The 14749-nt window shown below is 72.1% G+C and carries 14 protein-coding genes; 1 reads left to right on the top strand and 13 read right to left on the bottom strand.

Annotation, left to right across the window (positions count from 1 at the left end; all coding sequences use genetic code 11):
* Positions 1-30 precede the first annotated feature (30 nt).
* The 7 genes from rplS to proS all read right to left on the bottom strand — a co-directional run bounded on the left by rplS (position 31) and on the right by proS (position 5037).
* On the bottom strand, positions 31-381 hold the full coding sequence (rplS, locus tag ABZ312_RS25195; RefSeq protein WP_105869103.1) for a 50S ribosomal protein L19: 351 nt from the start codon (positions 379-381) through the stop codon (positions 31-33).
* A gap of 133 nt (positions 382-514) precedes the next feature.
* The gene (gene trmD / locus ABZ312_RS25190) at positions 515-1324 is read right to left on the bottom strand and encodes a tRNA (guanosine(37)-N1)-methyltransferase TrmD (RefSeq protein WP_500325682.1); all 810 of its coding nucleotides are present in this window, start codon (positions 1322-1324) and stop codon (positions 515-517) included.
* A 4-nt stretch (positions 1325-1328) separates the two neighbouring features.
* Positions 1329-1853 (bottom strand): ribosome maturation factor RimM, encoded by a 525-nt coding sequence (rimM, locus tag ABZ312_RS25185; RefSeq protein ID WP_500325681.1) that lies wholly within the window; start codon positions 1851-1853, stop codon positions 1329-1331.
* A gap of 91 nt (positions 1854-1944) precedes the next feature.
* Positions 1945-2184, bottom strand: coding sequence for an RNA-binding protein (locus tag ABZ312_RS25180; protein WP_450395265.1), 240 nt, complete (start codon positions 2182-2184; stop codon positions 1945-1947).
* A 2-nt stretch (positions 2185-2186) separates the two neighbouring features.
* A complete protein-coding gene (gene rpsP / locus ABZ312_RS25175; protein WP_499514225.1) occupies positions 2187-2618 on the bottom strand; it encodes a 30S ribosomal protein S16 in 432 nt (143 codons plus the stop codon).
* Between the two features lie 225 nt (positions 2619-2843).
* Complete coding sequence (locus tag ABZ312_RS25170; protein ID WP_499514224.1) at positions 2844-3434, bottom strand: hypothetical protein; 591 nt, start codon at positions 3432-3434, stop codon at positions 2844-2846.
* Positions 3435-3624: 190 nt separating this feature from the next.
* A complete protein-coding gene (gene proS / locus ABZ312_RS25165) occupies positions 3625-5037 on the bottom strand; it encodes a proline--tRNA ligase (RefSeq protein ID WP_500325676.1) in 1413 nt (470 codons plus the stop codon).
* Positions 5038-5253: 216 nt separating this feature from the next.
* Between proS and ABZ312_RS25160 the strand changes: the two genes are divergently transcribed.
* Positions 5254-6084, top strand: coding sequence for a class I SAM-dependent methyltransferase (locus tag ABZ312_RS25160; RefSeq protein WP_500325674.1), 831 nt, complete (start codon positions 5254-5256; stop codon positions 6082-6084).
* 31 nt (positions 6085-6115) lie between these two features.
* Here the strand turns inward: ABZ312_RS25160 and ftsH are convergent, their stop codons facing one another.
* From ftsH to ABZ312_RS25130, 6 genes are all read right to left on the bottom strand, one after another.
* Positions 6116-8050 (bottom strand): ATP-dependent metallopeptidase FtsH/Yme1/Tma family protein, encoded by a 1935-nt coding sequence (gene ftsH, locus ABZ312_RS25155; protein ID WP_499514221.1) that lies wholly within the window; start codon positions 8048-8050, stop codon positions 6116-6118.
* A gap of 36 nt (positions 8051-8086) precedes the next feature.
* Positions 8087-8602 carry a GNAT family N-acetyltransferase gene (locus tag ABZ312_RS25150; RefSeq protein ID WP_500325671.1) on the bottom strand — a complete coding sequence of 172 codons (516 nt, stop codon included), beginning with the start codon at positions 8600-8602 and terminating at the stop codon, positions 8087-8089.
* Positions 8603-8676: 74 nt separating this feature from the next.
* Entirely contained in the window at positions 8677-10218 is a 1542-nt protein-coding gene (gene ffh / locus ABZ312_RS25145; RefSeq protein WP_500325670.1) for a signal recognition particle protein, read from the bottom strand.
* 84 nt (positions 10219-10302) lie between these two features.
* Positions 10303-12780, bottom strand: a complete 2478-nt coding sequence (locus ABZ312_RS25140) for a [protein-PII] uridylyltransferase (protein WP_500438842.1) — start codon at positions 12778-12780, stop codon at positions 10303-10305.
* A gap of 91 nt (positions 12781-12871) precedes the next feature.
* On the bottom strand, positions 12872-13210 hold the full coding sequence (locus tag ABZ312_RS25135) for a P-II family nitrogen regulator (protein WP_500325667.1): 339 nt from the start codon (positions 13208-13210) through the stop codon (positions 12872-12874).
* Positions 13207-14565, bottom strand: coding sequence for an ammonium transporter (locus ABZ312_RS25130; protein ID WP_499514217.1), 1359 nt, complete (start codon positions 14563-14565; stop codon positions 13207-13209). Before ABZ312_RS25130 ends, ABZ312_RS25135 begins: the two co-directional genes overlap by 4 nt.
* Positions 14566-14749: the final 184 nt, after the last annotated feature.

Genomic DNA, 14749 nt, shown 5'->3' with positions numbered 1-14749 from the left:
CCTATAGGGCCCCGCATGTGCCGGGCGGACTCAGTTGTCGCGCTTCTCCTTGATCTTCGCGGCCTTGCCGCGCAGCTCACGGAGGTAGTACAGCTTGGCGCGACGCACGTCACCGCGGGTCACGAGCTCGATCTTCTCGAAGATCGGGCTGTGCACCGGGAAGGTACGCTCGACGCCGACGCTGAAGGAGACCTTGCGGACCGTGAAGGTCTCACGGACGCCGGCGCCCTGGCGACGGATGACAACGCCCTTGAACTGCTGGATACGGGAGCGGTTGCCCTCGATCACGCGGACGTGGACGTTGACGGTGTCACCGGGGCGGAAGGCCGGGACGTCGCTGCGCAGCGACGCGGCGTCGACGGAGTCGAGCAGGTGGGACATGTTCGTCTGCTTTCTTCGCCCATGCCACAGGTCATCGGCGGGAGTAGTGGTGGTGATCCGACCGCCTCCGCGTCGGACGGGCGTCATGTCCCCCTGTGGCAGGGGCGCACGCCGGACGCAAGGCAGCAGCCGCCTATTCTTCCACGGACTCCGGGAGTCGCCCAAATCGGCCGTCCTCGCCCTGCACCCAGCCGAGGGCCGCGAGCATCGCGCGGTCCTTCTTGTCCAGGGCCGCCGGGTCGCAACGCTCGATCAGGTCGGGGCGGTTCTGCGTCGTACGGCGGAAGGCCTCGTCGCGGCGCCAGCGGGCGACCTTGCCGTGGTGGCCGCTGAGCAGCACCTCCGGCACTCCGCGGTCGCGCCAGACCGGGGGCTTGGTGAAGACCGGGCCCTCCAGCAGGTCGGCCATGGCACCGGGGGCGAAGGAGTCGTCGCGGTGCGACTCGGCGTTGCCCAGCACGCCCGGCAGGAGCCGGGCCACGGCCTCCACCATCACCAGCACCGGGGCCTCGCCGCCGGCCAGGACGTAGTCGCCGATGGAGACCTCGCGGACGTCCAGCCGCTCGCCGTACTCCTCGATGACCCGCCGGTCGATGCCCTCGTACCGGGCCGGGGTGAAGACCAGCCAGGGCTTCGCGGACAGCTCGACCGCGAGCTCCTGGGTGAAGGGGCGGCCGCTCGGGGTGGGGACCACCAGCACGGGATCGCCCTCCCCCGACTCCAGGACCGTGTCCAGGGCCTCGCCCCACGGCTCGGGCTTCATGACCATGCCCGGGCCACCGCCGTACGGGGTGTCGTCGACCGTGTTGTGCCGGTCGTGGGTCCACCGGCGCAGGTCGTGGACGCGCACGTCCAGCTGACCGCGCGCCCGGGCCTTGCCGACCAGGGAGACGTTCAGCGGCTCCAGGTACTCGGGGAAGATCGTGACGACGTCGATGCGCATGGGCCTACTGCTCCGCCTCGGCCTCGTCCAGCAGGCCGGGCGGGGGCGTGATGACCGCGCGCTGCTGCTCCAGGTCGATCTCGGGGACGATCTCGGCGACGAAGGGCACCATGACCTCGCTGCCGTCCGGCCGTTCGACGACCAGCAGGTCGTGGTACGGCAGGTGGGAGATCTCCTTGATCCGGCCGACCTCGGTCCCGTCGGCGGTGACCACGTCGAGGTCGACCAGCTGGTGGTCGTAGAACTCCTCGGGGTCCTCCGGCGTCTCGTCCGGGTCGACGTCGGCGATCAGCAGGACGTTGCGCAGCGCCTCGGCACCGGTGCGGTCCTTCACGCCGGCGAAGCGCAGCATCAGCCGGCCGCTGTGCACCCGGCCCGTCTCGACGGTGAGCGGGCCGGCCGACGCCGGGTCCGTGACGAGCACGGCGCCCGGGGCGAGCCGCAGTTCCGGCTCGTCGGTGCGCACCTCCACCGAGACCTCGCCCTTGATGCCATGGGCGCGACCGATGCGTCCCACTACCAGCTGCACTTGATCGCGCTCCTGTGCTCACGTGTCGGATACGGCCACGGGCCGGGGGCGGCCCAAGTGCCACCCCCGGCCCGTGCCGGTGCTGCGTACCTCAGCGGACGTGGTCCACGTCGACGAGGTCGACGCGGACACCGCGTCCGCCGATCGCGCCCACGACCGTGCGCAGGGCGCGGGCGGTGCGGCCGTTGCGGCCGATCACCTTGCCGAGGTCGTCGGGGTGCACCCGGACCTCCAGGACCTTCCCCCGACGCAGGGTGCGCTCGGCGACCTGCACGTCGTCGGGGTTGTCGACGATCCCCTTGACCAGGTGTTCGAGGGCCTCCTCGAGCACGATCAGGCCTCGGTCGACTCGGCCGCCTCGGCGGCCTCGTCCTTCTTGTCGGACTTCTTCGCCTTCTGGGTGATGGCCTCGCCCTTGGACCCGTCACCGGCGTCCTTGGCGGCGGCCTCGAAGAGGGCGCGCTTGTCGGCCTTGGGCTCGGCGACCAGGAGCGGGGCCGGGGCCGGCTCGCCCTTGTACTTCTGCCAGTCGCCGGTCTTCTTCAGGATGGCGAGCACGGGCTCGGTCGGCTGCGCGCCGACACCCAGCCAGTACGCGACGCGCTCGGCGTTGACCTCGATGCGCGACGGGTTCTGCACGGGGTGGTACAGACCGATCTCCTCGATGGCCCGGCCGTCACGGCGGGTACGGGAGTCGGCGACGACGATGCGGTAGTGAGGCGAACGGATCTTGCCCAGACGCTTCAGCTTGATCTTGACTGCCACGGGAGTGGGTTCTCCTGGAGTTGACGTGGTTGGGCAGGCCGGACCACCACGTGGGGTTGTGGAGCCGGTTGCCCGACGGACGCGTCAGCCGAAGGAGAGAGGGGTCCTGCACGGCTGCCGAGTGCTCAGCTGACCATTCTGCCATACGGCGGGCATGCCGCCGCACGCCGGTGACCCCACCGGCGCCGTCCCCCGTACGGTGCCGCCCCCATGCGCGGCGGGCGCTCACGCGACCGCCGCGGCCTCCGGAATCCGGAACGGCGTACCGCACGCCCCGCAGACGATCGGCGCCTGCGCGAGGACGGACGGCACGACCCGGACGTTGCGCCCGCAGTCGCAGACCGCCTTCACCCGTACGCCTCCGCCCGAGGACCCGTGCCGGGCGGCGGGCCCGCGGAAACTGCGGGCGGTGTCGGCGGCGGTCGCCACGGTGTGCGCTCTGAGCGCGCGCTGCAGGCGGTCGATCGTCGCCCGGTAGCGCTTCTTGGTGTCCGGGCGCAGCTGGACCAGGGAGAAGCCGCTGCTGGGGTGCGGCTCCTCGGAGTGGTCCAGGCCGAGCTCGTCGGCGATGGCCAGGAATCGACGGTTGTGGTAGCGACCTGCCCGCGAGGTGTCCCGGACGCCGCGCGCGGCGGCGACTCCGTGGACGGCCTCGTGCAGCAGGCGCTCGAAGGAGAGCTCCGTGCCGCACGCGGACGAGGACTCTCCGATCAGGGACTCGGGGGCGGCCAGGTCGGGCAGTTCGGGATGGTGCCGTTGAATGTCGGCCCATGCGACTGCCAGCTCGGCGGCGAGGACTGGTGGTGTCGTGCTCACGTCGTGACAACGAGCCGGGGGCGCCCTGTGTTCCGATACCGGGCCATCCCAAATATTTTGCACGTACTAGTCAGTTCCGGATGATGCGTACGGCTGAGGGCGGGTGCGGAGGACAGTGGAGAAGTCACGCACCCGCCTCAAGCGTGGACGTACTGCCGATTACGTACGTCGCTTTTCAGTCAGTTGACGGTCAGTATGCCCGCGCGACGATCGCCGCGGTACCCGGCGCGTCGTCCGTTTCCGGAACCTGCCCGTCCTCGGTCAGCAGGCAGCGCACGGACACGCCCTGCTCGGCCAGCCTGGCCTCGCCCTCCGGGCCGAGGTCGGCCCAGGGGATGCGGGCCCAGCCGGTGGCCGCGGCCTCGGCGGCCTCGGCGATCGTCTTGACGTCCACGGTGCGGGACTCGCGGCGCTCGCGGGACTGGCGCAGCAGCGTGGCCTGGTCCTCCTCCAGCACCTTGGGCACCAGCGCGGTCAGCTCGTCGATCGCCACCGGCTCCTTGCCCCCGGGGATGCGGCGGGCGAGCATCGCGGTGCCGTTCTCCAGGTCGCGCGGGCCGACCTCCACGCGGACGGGGACGCCCTTGAGCTCCCAGTCCACGGCGCGTCGGCCGAACGGGGTGTCGGTGCGCACGTCGACCTGGACGCGCACGCCGGCGGCCTTGAGCCGGTCGCCGATCTCGCGGACCTTGGCGACGACCGCGTCGTCGCCCTTGATCGCCAGGATGACGGCCTGCACCGGCGCCAGCCGCGGCGGCACGCGCAGTCCGTTGTCGTCGCCGTGGGACATGATCAGGCCGCCGACCATGCGGGTCGACACGCCCCAGGAGGTCTGCCAGACCAGCTCCTGCTGCCCCTCCTTCGACAGGTAGGAGGTGTTGAAGGCCTTGGCGAAGTTGGTGCCCAGCTCGTGGCTGGTGCCCAGCTGCAGCGCCTTGCCGTCGCCCATCATGCCCTCGAGGGTGAGGGTGTTGATGGCGCCGGCGAAGCGCTCGCGGGCGGTCTTGCGGCCGAGGACCACGTCGATGCCGAGGACGTCGGTCATGAAGTCCCCGTACACGTCGCGGTGGATCATCGCGGCGTAGTCGCGGGCGTCCTCGTAGGTGGCGTGCGCGGTGTGGCCCTCCTGCCACAGGAACTCACTCGTACGGAGGAAGAGCCGCGAGCGCATCTCCCAACGGACCACGTTGGCCCACTGGTTGATGAGCAGGGGCAGGTCGCGGTAGCTCTGCACCCACTTGGAGAAGTACTCGTTGATGATCGTCTCGGAGGTGGGCCGGACGACGACCGGCTCCTCCAGCTCCTTGCCGCCGCCGTGGGTGACCACGGCCAGCTCCGGCGCGAAGCCCTCGACGTGCTCGGCCTCCCGGGTCAGGTAGGACTGCGGGATGAAGAGCGGGAAGTACGCGTTCTGGGCGCCCGCCTCCTTGATCCGCGCGTCCATCTCCTGCTGCATCCGCTCCCACAGCGAGTACCCGTACGGCCGGATGACCATGGTGCCGCGCACCGGGCCGTTGTCGGCCAGCTCGGCCTTGTTGATCAGGTCCTGGTACCAGCGCGGGAAGTCGTCCGCCTGGGGTGTGAGTACGGGAGCCTTTGCCATGCCGCAGATGGTACGGGGACAGCGGCACCGGACGTGAATCGGCGGGGTCGGGAATCGGCCCAATCCTCACCTTCAAACCTCTGGACTACGGCCCGGAAGGGGAGTTGGCTGGCTCCGGGGGCATGCGCGGCGTGACGATGACGGTGCGCGGCGTAACCGGGGGGCGTACGAGGAAGGCTTTCGGCGAGACGGCGACGCGGCTGATTGGGGCGCTCGATGACACCTACGCTCGCACGGCACCCACGAACACACCGGACCGACGGCAGGGCGCGTGACTGGGCGGAGATCCAGGAGCGGATGCTCGTACCGCTCTACGAGGCGGTGCACGAGCGGTTGGAGGTCGGCCCCCGCACCCGGCTGCTCGGCCTCGGGTGCGGATCGGGACTCGCGCTGCTCATGGCCTCGGCCCGGGGCGCGGCGGTCACGGGGTGCGATCCGGACGAACGGCGCCTCGAACTGGCCCGGCAGCGGCTGCTGCCCGAGCAGCAGTGGGGCGCACCGGCACGGTCGCGCGGCGGGCGCACCCGGCTCGTGGCGGGCGGGCCGGAGGAGGTCCCCGTACCGGAGGGGGCACCGTTCACGATGATCACCGCCCTCGACCCGGGGACGGCGCCGGCGGCGCTGGTCCCGGCGCTCGGCGCCGCGGCGGGCCTGGCCGAGCGGGGCGCCCCGGTCGTGCTGGCCGGCTGGGGGCCGCCCGAGCGCTGCGCCACCGGGCGGGTGCTGCGGGTCGCGGCCCGGCTGGCCGAGCCGCGCGGCACCACCCCCGCGGTCCGGCTCAGCGGCCGTGACGACCTGGAGGAGCTGGCGCGGGAGGCGGGGCTGCGTCCGGACGGCTCGGGGCGGGTGTCCTGCCCGTTCGGCTACCCCGACATGGACAGCGCGGTGCGCGGCCTGGTGTCGACCGGGCTCTTCGACGCCGCCGTGGCGGCCACCGACGAGGACCAGGTGCGCAAGGAGCTGCGCGAGGCGCTGCACGCGTACCGGCGCGGCGACGGCACGGTCCGGATGGAGAACGTGTTCCGTTACCTGGTGGCCCGGGTGTAACCGGCAACGTTCCCGCGCGACCGCAGGGCGGCTACTCCACGGCCTTCGCGAGCCGTGGGATGCCCGCCGCCTCGTAGGCCTCGTCCTCCTCCAGCGTCTCGGCCTCCAGCAGCCGCTCCGCGAGGGCGTCCAGTTGCTCGCGGTGCCGGCCCAGCAGCCGGCAGGCCGTCCCGTAGCACTCGTCCACGATCCTGCGCATCTCGGCGTCGATCACGTCGAGGGTGGCGGGGGCGGCGGACAGTCCGTAGGGCTGCTGGGAGTCGGCCGGGATCGCCGAGAGCGGGCCGACCTTCTCGCTCATGCCCCAGCGGCCGACCATGCCCCGGACGACGTTGGTGACCTGCTCCAGGTCGTTCTCGGCACCGGTGGTGATCACCCCGAAGACGACGTGCTCGGCGGCCATGCCGCCGAGCGCGCCGATGATCCGGCCGCGCAGGTACTCCTCGGTGTACGCGTAGCGGTCGGAGTCGGGGGTGGAGAGGGTGACGCCGAGGGCGCGGCCGCGCGGGACGATGGTGATCTTGCGTACGGGGTCGGCGCCCGGGTGCAGCATGCCGAGCAGGGCGTGCCCGGACTCGTGATAGGCGGTACGGCGGCGCTCCTCGATGGGGATCACGAGCGGGCGGGCCGCGCCCAGCTGCACCTTCTCCAGGGCGTCGGAGAGCTCGCCCTGCCCGACGGCGCCCTTGCCGCGCTTGACGGCGAGCAGCGCGGCCTCGTTGGCGAGGTTGGCCAGTTCGGCGCCCGTCATCCCCGGCGTCGCACGGGCCACGGCGGTCAGGTCGATGCCGCCCTCCAGGGGTACCTGGCGCAGGTGGATGCGGAGGATCGCCTCGCGGCCCGTACGGTCGGGCGGGCTGACGTGGACGACGCGGTCGAAGCGGCCCGGCCGGGTCAGGGCGGGGTCGAGGACGTCGGGCCGGTTGGTGGCGGCTGTGACGACGACGCCCTCGGAGCCGGAGAAGCCGTCCATCTCGGTGAGGATCTGGTTGAGGGTCTGCTCCCGCTCGTCGTGGCCGCCGATGCCGCCCGCGGCGCCGCGGGCACGGCCGATGGTGTCGATCTCGTCGATGAAGATGATCGCCGGGGCGACCTTGCGGGCCTCGGCGAACAGCTCGCGCACCCGGCCGGCGCCGACGCCGACGATCATCTCGATGAACTCGGAGGCGGAGGCGGAGAAGAACGGCACGTCGGCCTCGCCGGCCACGGCCCGGGCGAGCAGGGTCTTGCCGGTGCCGGGCGGCCCGGCGAGCAGCACGCCGCGCGGCATCCGCGCCCCGAGCGCCCGGTAGGCCTGCGGGCGCTTGAGGAAGTCGACGACCTCGTTGAGCTCGGCCTCCACCTCGTCGATGCCCGCCACGTCGGCGAAGGTGGTGCGGCGGCCCGCCTCCGGGACGACCGGCGTCGGCGGGGCCCTGCGGCCGAGGCCGCCCAGGCCGCCGAGCCCGCCCGCGAGCTTGCTCATCCGGCGGGAGACGTAGAGCCAGAGCAGGACCAGCAGCAGCACCGGGGCGAGCGAGAGCAGCAGGTTGTAGAGCAGGCCGCGCTGCTGGACCACGGGTTCGGCGGTGACGGTGACCTTGTTCTTCGTCAGGGTCGCCCACAGGTCGTCGTCGGCGAAGACCGGCCGCTGGGTCTTGAACTGCATGTACGTGCCCTCGTCCGCCCCCGGCACGTCCTGCTTCTTCTTGAGCTGCCCCTCGATGGAGTCGCCCTTGGAGTAGATCTTCGAGATGTTGTCCGTGGCCAGCTGCCGGTTGAACTCGGTGTACGAGATCGTGGTCGGCCGGGACCCGGTGAAGAACGAGAGCACCAGGTCGGTGATGAGGAAGACGACGAGCGCCGTCAGGATCATGCCGCCCCAGCCGCCCATGCGGCGCCGTCGCCGGGTGGGCGGCGAGGCTGGCGCGCCCTCCGTCCGCCATGGGTCGTCCGGATTCTGCCGGGGCGGTACGGGATTGCCCATATCCCGACAATAAGGACAGTGCCGCTCCGGCGCCCCTCAGACCCCCGGCCACTCCTCGGCGGTGAGCGCGAAGCGCTCGTGGTCGCGCCAGGCGTCGTTCAGGTAGAGCATCCGGGGCGTGAAGCCCTCGTGGCGGAAACCGAGGCGCCTGGCCATGGCGACGGACCGTTCGTTCTCCGGCTGCACGTTGATCTCCAGCCGGTGCAGGCCCAGGCCCCGCGGTTCGGGGGCGAAGCAGCGGTCGACGACCAGCCGCAGGCCCTCGCTCATCCGCCCGGTCCCGGCGAAGGGCACGTAGCTGTCGTAGCCCAGGCTGCCGTTGCGGAAGCGCCCCATCACGATGTTGGCCACGTTGCACTTGCCGACGATCCCGCCGCTCTCCTCGTCGAGGATCAGGAACGTCCGCAGCACCGGCCCCTGGCGCCGCAGCAGTTCGGGCAGCCCGTCCGGTTCGACCGGGTTCCACCGGCCGACGTGCTCGGCGGAGCGCAGCACCGCCTCCCGGTAGGCGGGGGCGTCGGCCGGCTCCGGGGGACGGATGTGTACGCGCATGGGTCCATGATGCACGCGCGGCGGCGGCGTCCCCTGCGCAGGGGGCGCCGCCGCCGTACGGACACGGACCTGGGTCAGCCCATGAACTTCTTGAACTCGTCGGGCAGTTCGAAGTTCTGGCCCTCCTGGCCGGCCGGCAGGCCGAAGGCGCCACCGGCCTGCTGCTGCTCGCGACGGGCGGCGTCGGCCCTCTCCTGCTCGGCGCGCTTGAGCGGGTTGCCGCTCTGCCGCTTGCCCTTGGCCTTCTTCTGCTGCTTCTTCTGACGTGCGCCGCCGCCCATGCCCGGCATGCCGGGCATCCCCGGGATACCGCCCTGGGCCATCCGCGACATCATCTTGCGGGCCTCGAAGAACCGCTCCACCAGGCTCTTCACGGCGCTGACGTCCACACCGGAACCGCGGGCGATGCGGGCGCGACGGGAGCCGTTGATGATCGTGGGGTCCTGGCGCTCACCCGGGGTCATCGACTTGATGATCGCGGCCGTGCGGTCCACGTCACGCTCGTCGAGGTTGTTGATCTGGTCCTTGATCTGGCCCATGCCCGGGAGCATGCCGAGCAGCTTGGAGATCGAGCCCATCTTGCGGACCTGCTCCATCTGCTGGAGGAAGTCGTCGAGGGTGAACTCCTTGGGACCCTTGGCCAGCTTCTCGGCCATCTTCTGGGCCTCGGCCTGGCTGAAGGTCTGTTCGGCCTTCTCGATCAGGCTGAGGACGTCACCCATGCCCAGGATGCGCGAGGCCATCCGGTCGGGGTGGAAGGCGTCGAAGTCGTCCAGCTTCTCGCCGTTGGAGGCGAACATGATCTGGCGGCCGGTGACGTGTGCGATGGAGAGCGCCGCACCACCGCGGGCGTCGCCGTCGAGCTTGGAGAGCACCACGCCGTCGAAGCCGACGCCGTCGCGGAAGGCCTCGGCGGTGTTGACCGCGTCCTGGCCGATCATGGCGTCGACGACGAAGAGGATCTCGTCGGGCTGCACGGCGTCGCGGATGTCCGCGGCCTGCTGCATCATCTCGGCGTCGATGCCGAGGCGGCCGGCGGTGTCGACGATGACGACGTCGTACTGCTTGGTGCGGGCGTGGTCGAGGGAGTCCTTGGCCACCTGGACCGGATCGCCCACGCCGTTGCCGGGCTCCGGCGCGAAGACCGCGACGCCGGCCCGCTCCGCGACGACCTGGAGCTGGTTGACGGCGTTGGGACGCTGGAGGTCCGCGGCGACCAGCAGCGGGGCGTGGCCCTGGCCCTGCAGCCAGCGGCCGAGCTTGCCGGCCAGCGTCGTCTTGCCCGCACCCTGCAGACCGGCGAGCATGATCACGGTCGGCGGCTGCTTGGCGAACCGCAGCCGGCGGGTCTCACCGCCGAGGATGCCGACGAGCTCGTCGTTGACGATCTTGATGACCTGCTGGGCGGGGTTCAGCGCCTGGGAGACCTCGGCCCCGGTCGCCCGCTCCTTGACCTGCTTGATGAAGGCGCGCACCACCGGCAGCGCGACGTCCGCCTCCAGCAGCGCGATGCGGATCTCGCGCGCGGTGGCGTCGATGTCCGCCTCGGAAAGGCGGCCCTTGCCCCGGAGGTTCTTGAACGTCGCTGCGAGGCGGTCGGAAAGGGTGTCGAACACGTCGGTCGCGGATCCTCAGGTCGGGGGCGGGTGATAGGTCGTCCTCAAGGGTATCCGCCCGGGCCGCGAATGGTCTCCACCGCGTCAGCGCAGGGCCCGCTCCACCTCGTCGGCGACCTCGGCCGCCCGTACGTCGGGAAGCGGATCGCCCCCGGTGTCCGTGACGTAGAACGCGTCGACCGCGTTGGCGCCGAGCGTACTGATCCGGGCGGACCTGACGTTCACGCCGGTGGACTCCAGGGCCCGGCCGATGCGGTGCAGCAGCCCCGGGGCGTCGTGGGCGCGGACCTCGATGACGGTCGCGGCGCTGGAGCTGCCGGGGGCGACGGTGACGCGGGGCGGAGGGGGCGTGACCCCGCGACGGCGGGGGTACGCCGACTCCCGCTCCGCCAGCCGTGCCTCGATGTCGAGGGAGCCCGCGAAGGCCCGGGCGAAGTCGTTGCGCAGCCGTGCCGCCTCGGGCAGCGAGCCGTACTCGGCGGCCACCCGCCAGCGCAGGAGGGTCACCGGGCCCTGGTGGATGGGGTCGACCGCGCGCAGGTCGGCGGCCCGGACGGTGAGCCGGTGCAGGGCGAGCACGCCCGCCGCCGCCGCCAGCAGCCCGGGCCGGTCGGGGACGGCGAGCAGCAGCTCCACGCCGACGGGCTCGGGTTCGCCGTCCGCGGTCCGCGGGACCCCGTCGGGGTCGGGCTCGGCATGGGCGTGCAGCGCGATGACCGGGCCCCCGGTGCGCGCCGCCTCGACCGCCAGACGCTCCTCCTCCGCGGTGGGCTCGGGGTCGGCGGGCGCGGGCACCGCCCCGCTCACCAGCACGGCGGCGACCCGCTTGACCAGGTCGCCGACGAGTGAGGACCGCCATGCGCTCCAGGCGGCCGGACCGGTGGCGAGGGCGTCCGCCTCGGTCAGCGCGTGGAGCAGCTCCAGCGTCTCGGAGTCGCGGACGGCCTCGGCGACGCTCTGCACGGTGGCGGGGTCGTCCAGGTCGCGCCGGGTCGCGGTCTCGATCAGCAGCAGGTGGTGGCGGACCAGCACGGCCAGCGTCTCCACGTCGGCGCGGCCGAAGCCGAAGCGGGCCGCGACGTCCCGGGCGATGACCTCGCCGGCCTCGGAGTGGTCGCCGGGCCAGCCCTTGCCGATGTCGTGCAGCAGGGCGGCGATGAGCAGCAGGTCGGGGCGGCCCACCCGGCGGGTCAGGCGCGAGGCGCGCACCGCGCACTCGATGAGGTGCCGGTCGACGGTCCAGATGTGCACGGCGTTGCGCTGCGGGCGGCAGCGGACCCGTTCCCAGTCGGGGAGCAGCCGCGTGATCATGCCCGCGGCCTCCAGTGCCTCCCACACCTGGACGGTGGACTCCCCCGCGCCGAGCAGCGTCACGAGCTGTTCGCGGGCCTCGGCGGGCCACGGCACCGGCAGCGGCCGGGTGGCCTGGGCCACGCTCAGCCGGCGGACCGCGTGCAGCGACAGCGGTACACCGTGCTCGGCGGCGGCCGCGGCGGCGCGCAGCGGCAGCACCGGGTCGCGCTCGGGCCTGGCCGTGAGCGCGAGGACGGCCTCGCCCTCGTGCTCCACGACGCCGTCGGCCAGCGGGGTGCGCTCGGGCGCGTTCGTGCTCTGCTCCGGGCGGGAGCGCCCGAGCAGCCCGCGGCGGCGGGGCCGCATCTGGCGGGAGCGCAGGACCCGGCCGACCTCGCGCCAGGTGACGTCGAAGGCGTAGCCGACGGTCCGGGCGGCCTCGTACACCTGGCGCAGCAGTGCGTCGGCGTCGAGCAGGCCGAGTGCGCCGGCCACCTGGTCCTGCTCCTGCAGGGCCAGCCGGTCGGTGGCGCGGCCGGTCACCAGGTGGAGGGCGTCCCGGGCGTCGAGCAGCCGGGTCCGGGCGTCCTCCAGGCCCTCGCGGGGGGCGTCGGCGAGCCAGGAGGCGGCGACGGCGCGCAGGGCTGTGGCGTCGCGCAGCCCACCGCGGGCCTCCTTGAGGTCGGGCTCCAGCAGGTACGAGAGCTCCCCGTGGCGTTCGGCGCGCTCCAGGCACAGCTCGTGGAGCGCGGGGAGCCGCTTGGGCGCCTGGTTGCGCCAGTCGGCGAGGACCGCGGTGCGCAGGGAGGCCGTGAGGGCGGCGTCGCCCGCGATGTGGCGGGCGTCGAGGAGGCCGAGCTGGACCTTGAGGTCCTCGGCGGCGGTCTTGCGGGCCTCGGCGGGGGTGCGGACGGAGTGGTCGAGGGCGACGCCCAGGTCCCAGACCGGGTACCAGATCCCGTCGGCGAGGCCGGCGACGTCCGCGGGCCCTGCGGAGCCGTCGTGGAGCAGCAGCAGGTCGAGGTCGCTGCGCGGGGAGAGCTCCCCCCTGCCGTAGCCGCCGACGGCGACCAGCGACCAGCCCCGCGCCCCGGTACGGTCGGCCGCGCCGCGGGCGAGGTCGGCGAGCCAGGCGTCGGTCAGGGAGGCGAGCGCCTTGCGCCGCGGCGGCCCGGACGGGCCCTCGCCGTTCAGGAGGGCCAGCCGGGCCGCCGCATAGCCTGCAGGGGCGTGTCCGTCGTGGGCTTTCGCGTCGACGTTCTCCGTCACACTGTCTCCAGTCGCAGGCCGTGCGGTGGAACTGCTCGGGTTCGGTGGTGCGAAAGGGCGCGGCCGGAGTCCCGGCCGCGCCCCCGCGTCCTCAGAGCGCGTCCGGGCCGCGCTCCCCGGTCCGGACCCGTACGGCGGTCTCGACCGGGATGCTCCAGACCTTGCCGTCACCGATCTTGCCGGTACGGGCGGCCTTGACGATGACCTCGATCAGCTGGTCGGCGTCGCCGTCCTCGACGAGCACCTCGATGCGGATCTTGGGCACCAGGTCCACGGTGTACTCGGCACCACGGTAGACCTCGGTGTGGCCCCGCTGGCGGCCGTAGCCACTGGCCTCGGTGACCGTCAGGCCCTGGACGCCGAAGGCCTGCAGCGCCTCCTTGATCTCGTCCAGCCGGTGCGGCTTCACGACCGCGGTGATGAGCTTCACGCGTCCACCTTCTTCGACGGGGCGTCGGTCACCTGGGTGCCGCTGCCACTGCTGCTGTCCAGGGAGGAGAGGGCGGAGCGGACCGCGCCGGCCACGCCCGCGAAGTCGTAGCCGGTCTCCGCGTGCTCGGCCTGGTCGATGCCCGCGACCTCGGTGTCCTCGCTGACGGTGAATCCGATCACCAGGTCGATGAGCTTGGCAAGGATCGCCGAGGCGATGAGCGAGTAGAACAGGACCACGCCGACGCCCAGGAACTGCTTCCACAGCTGGTCGAAGCCGCCGCCGTAGAAGACGCCCTTGGCGGTCTGGCCGACCCCGCCGGTGGCGAAGAAGCCGATGAGCAGGGAGCCGACGATGCCGCCGACCATGTGGACGCCGACCACGTCGAGGGAGTCGTCGTAGCCGAACTTGTACTTCAGGCCGACCGCGGCGGCGCAGGCCACACCGGCGATGACTCCGACCGCGATCGCGCCGAGCGGGCTGACCGAGCCGCAGGCCGGGGTGATGGCGACCAGTCCGGCGACCGCGCCGGAGGCGGCGCCCAGCGTGGTGAAGGAGCCGTGCTTGATCTTCTCGTAGGCGAGCCAGCCGAGCATCGCGGAGGCGGTGGCGACCTGGGTGTTGGTGAAGGCCACGGCCGCGACGCCGTCGGAGGCGAGCCAGGAGCCGGCGTTGAACCCGAACCAGCCGAACCACAGCAGGCCGGCGCCGAGCATGACCAGCGGCAGGTTGTGCGGGCGGAACGGGTCCTTCTTGAAGCCCACGCGCTTGCGGATGACGAGGATCACGCCGAGCGCCGCGGCACCGGCGTTGATGTGCACCGCCGTACCGCCGGCGAAGTCGATCACGCCGCGGGTGAAGAGGAAGCCGTCCGACGCCCAGACCATGTGGGCGACCGGGAAGTACACGACCGTCGCCCACAGGGCCACGAAGAGCGACCAGGCGGTGAACTTCACCCGGTCCGCCAGGGCGCCGCTGATCAGGGCGGGCGTGATGATCGCGAACATCAGCTGGAAGACGGCGAAGACGTAGACCGGGATGGTGTAGCCGTCCCACAGCTGGGAGATCCCGATGTTGCGCATGCCGGCCCAGTCGAAGCCGCCGAAGAAGGCGTTGCCGGAGTCGAATGCGACGGTGAACCCGTAGAGCGTCCACAGCACGGTGACGATGCCGATGGCGATGAAGCTCATCATCAGCATGTTCAGCACGCTCTTGACCCGCACCATGCCGCCGTAGAAGAAGGCGAGACCGGGGGTCATCACGAGCACCAGCGCTGCGCTCAGCAGCATGAACGCCGTGCTACCGCTGTCGAGCGTGGGCGTATCTGCGGCAAGCGTCAAGAAGCCTGCTGCCATCGGCGTCTCCTCGTCATCCGAACGGCCCGTGCGGGAAGCGGGCTCGATGGGCCGGTTTTCGCCATGAGGTTGTCCCAGCCGGGTTTCCGTCGACGCCATCGGGTGTTTCGGAACCGTGACGAAGAAGTCGTCCGTGTTACGTCGGGATGAACCGCCACCCCAGCGGGCGCCGCCATGACGACGC

The organism is Streptomyces sp. NPDC006207 (assembly GCF_040613835.1).
Taxonomy (GTDB): Bacteria; Actinomycetota; Actinomycetes; order Streptomycetales; family Streptomycetaceae; genus Actinacidiphila.
This window is presented reverse-complemented; position numbering and strand designations above follow the sequence as displayed.

What these genes read in the sequence shown, in the direction of transcription:
- ftsH (WP_499514221.1), bottom strand. Translation starts at nt 8,050, where the DNA reads ATGGGCAATCCCGTACCGCCCCGGCAGAATCCGGACGACCCATGGCGG.
- proS (WP_500325676.1), bottom strand. Translation starts at nt 5,037, where the DNA reads ATGGCAAAGGCTCCCGTACTCACACCCCAGGCGGACGACTTCCCGCGC.
- rplS (WP_105869103.1), bottom strand. Translation starts at nt 381, where the DNA reads ATGTCCCACCTGCTCGACTCCGTCGACGCCGCGTCGCTGCGCAGCGAC.
- trmD (WP_500325682.1), bottom strand. Translation starts at nt 1,324, where the DNA reads ATGCGCATCGACGTCGTCACGATCTTCCCCGAGTACCTGGAGCCGCTG.
- ABZ312_RS25130 (WP_499514217.1), bottom strand. Translation starts at nt 14,565, where the DNA reads ATGGCAGCAGGCTTCTTGACGCTTGCCGCAGATACGCCCACGCTCGAC.
- ABZ312_RS25160 (WP_500325674.1), top strand. Translation starts at nt 5,254, where the DNA reads ATGACACCTACGCTCGCACGGCACCCACGAACACACCGGACCGACGGC.
- ABZ312_RS25150 (WP_500325671.1), bottom strand. Translation starts at nt 8,602, where the DNA reads ATGCGCGTACACATCCGTCCCCCGGAGCCGGCCGACGCCCCCGCCTAC.